This window comes from Kitasatospora nipponensis (genome assembly GCF_039528135.1).
In the GTDB taxonomy this organism is placed as follows: Bacteria; Actinomycetota; Actinomycetes; order Streptomycetales; family Streptomycetaceae; genus Kitasatospora; species Kitasatospora nipponensis.
Map to the genome: position 1 here is coordinate 1 of NZ_BAAALF010000396.1, position 2,141 is coordinate 2,141.

The window sequence follows — 2,141 nt, forward strand, 5'->3', positions numbered from 1 at the left end:
CGCGGCGGTGCCGGCGATGCCCGGCGTCGCGGTGGGCGAGGCACCGCTGGGCATCCTGATCGGCAGCCTCCGCCCGCCCGCGCCGCCGGCCGTGCGCCCCGAGGAGAACCGGGCGCGGCGGGTGGCGGCCCAGCTGATCAGGATCGGCCGGGGCACCACGCTCGCTGTGCTGCCCGCCTGGCGCCCCTCGATCGCGATCTCGGTGCCGCCCGAGCTGCTGCTGCCCGCCACCGGCCTGACCTTCGAGCAACTCGGCCGCGCGGTGCTGACCGTGCTGATCAACCCCGAGGCGCTGCACGACCGGGAGCTGCGCCCCCGGGACTGGCAGCTGGCCTCGAACAGCGAGGCACCGCGGCGGCGCCGGCCCTGAGCGGCCGCACCGCGGTCGGCCGCCGGGCCGCGCCCGCCGGTCGGACCGTGGTCAGCCGCCGGACGACGGCCGGGCCGGGGCCGGCGCGCCGGGTGGGTTGGGCAGGTAGCCGAGGTGGGCGGGCGACGGGCCCGGCCGCCCCGCCGCCCAGGCCGTGCGGACCGCCTCGACCAGCGCCGGCAGGGTCGGCGGCCAGAGCGGTTCGGCGTCGCGGTCGGCCAGGTCCTCCGGGCTCCACCAGCGCCAGGCGAGGATCCGGTCGACGGCGTGGGCCTGGCTGACGTCGCCCAGCGGGCCGCGGCGCGGGCCGCGGGCGAGGTAGACGTGCTCGTGCTGGCGCACCGGGACGCCGTGCCGGGTGAAGTCGTGCTCCCAGGTGCAGAGCAGCGCCTCGGGCTCCAGGTCCTCCCAGCCGGTCTCCTCGCGCAGCTCGCGGCGCGCCCCCTCTTCCGGGCTCTCGCCCGGGTCCAGTCCACCACCGGGAGGGCACCAGTGCGGGCCCACCTCGACGTTCTCCGAGCGGAGCAGGAACACCGCACCGTCCGGGTCGACCACCACGGTTCTGGCTGCCTGTCGGGGAGTTCGCATCCGCCAAGCCTGCCAGCCGGCGCGGCCGTTGTCGATCTTCGCCGGTGTCCGGCCACCACCGCGGCCGGTCGCTCACGCCCGCCCGGCGCGCGGCTCGCGGATCGCGGAACACGACTCCCGGGCCCGGCCGCGCCGCTACCCTGTGGCGCATGCCAGCCCCGACCATCCTGCTGCCGCAGGACCCGCTCGCCGACCGGCGCGTCGATCCGCACTACTCCTACGAGGCGCGGCTGGTGCGCGGCCTGGGTGGCGAGACCGCCTTGGTCGACCACGACGCCCTGCTGGCGGGCGACGCGACCGCGGCGGTGCGGCGGGTCCCGGTCGGCACCGGTGCGGCCTGGTACCGCGGCTGGATGCTCCCCGTGGCGGCGTACGCGGCCTTCGTCGACGCGTTGGCCGAGCGGGACTGCCAGCTGCTGACCAGCGCGGCCGCCTACGCGCTCGCGCACGAACTCCCCGGCTGGTACGGCACCTTCGAGGGCGCGACGCCGGAGAGCGTCTGGCTGGCCGCCGACGCCGGACCGGACGAGCTGGCCGCCGCGGTGGCCCGGCTGGGTGGCGGCGGACCGGCGATCGTGAAGGACTTCGTGAAGTCCCGCAAGGACGAGTGGCACGAGGCCTGCTTCATCCCGGAGCTCGACGACCTGCCGGCGGTGGCCCGGGTGGTGGACCGGTTCGTCGAGTTGCAGGGCGAGTTCCTGGCCGGCGGCGTGGTGCTGCGCCGCTTCCACGCGTTCGAGTCCGCCGACGGCGAGCAGGACGGCGACGGCCGCGACGCCGGCGCGGCCGACCGGGCGGCCGAGGCGCGGGTCTGGTGGGTGGACGGCGAACCGGTGCTCTGCGGGCCGCACCCCGACGCCCCCGAGGTGTTCCCCGCCCCCGACCTCGCGCAGGTGCGCCCGCTGGTGCGGGCGCTGGGCTGCCGGTTCGTCACCACCGACCTGGCACTGCGCGCGGACGGCGGCGGGTGGATGGTGATCGAGGTCGGGGACGGCCAGGTCAGCGACCTGCCGCGGGGCGTCGAGGTCTCCGGGCTGCTCTCCTCGCTGATCGCCACCTGAGGGCCGCGCCGCTCAGAGGCCCGCGACCGCTCCCGGCAGCAGCACCGGCACCCGCGGCCGCAGCCCGGGTATCGGCAGGCGCGCCGCGGGCCCGGCCCCCGGCGCCCGGTCGGCCGCCTGCG

3 protein-coding genes are annotated in these 2,141 nt (G+C 77.9%); 2 read left to right on the forward strand and 1 reads right to left on the reverse strand.

The features are described from left to right. Positions 1 to 370, forward strand: a 370-nt coding sequence (locus tag ABD323_RS40555; RefSeq protein ID WP_344447124.1) for a hypothetical protein, incomplete at its 5' end; no start/stop codon positions are given. Positions 371 to 421: 51 nt separating this feature from the next. Here ABD323_RS40555 and ABD323_RS40560 read toward each other — a convergent pair. Further along, positions 422 to 958, reverse strand: a complete 537-nt coding sequence (locus ABD323_RS40560) for an NUDIX hydrolase (protein WP_344447125.1) — start codon at positions 956 to 958, stop codon at positions 422 to 424. 149 nt (positions 959 to 1,107) lie between these two features. Between ABD323_RS40560 and ABD323_RS40565 the strand changes: the two genes are divergently transcribed. After that, positions 1,108 to 2,019 carry an ATP-grasp domain-containing protein gene (locus tag ABD323_RS40565; RefSeq protein WP_344447126.1) on the forward strand — a complete coding sequence of 304 codons (912 nt, stop codon included), beginning with the start codon at positions 1,108 to 1,110 and terminating at the stop codon, positions 2,017 to 2,019. The last annotated feature ends 122 nt before the right edge of the window (positions 2,020 to 2,141 follow it).

Excerpts from the sequence above, each read along its gene's own strand:
- ABD323_RS40560 (WP_344447125.1), bottom strand. The coding sequence starts at position 958 with ATGCGAACTCCCCGACAGGCAGCCAGAACCGTGGTGGTCGACCCGGAC.
- ABD323_RS40565 (WP_344447126.1), top strand. The coding sequence starts at position 1,108 with ATGCCAGCCCCGACCATCCTGCTGCCGCAGGACCCGCTCGCCGACCGG.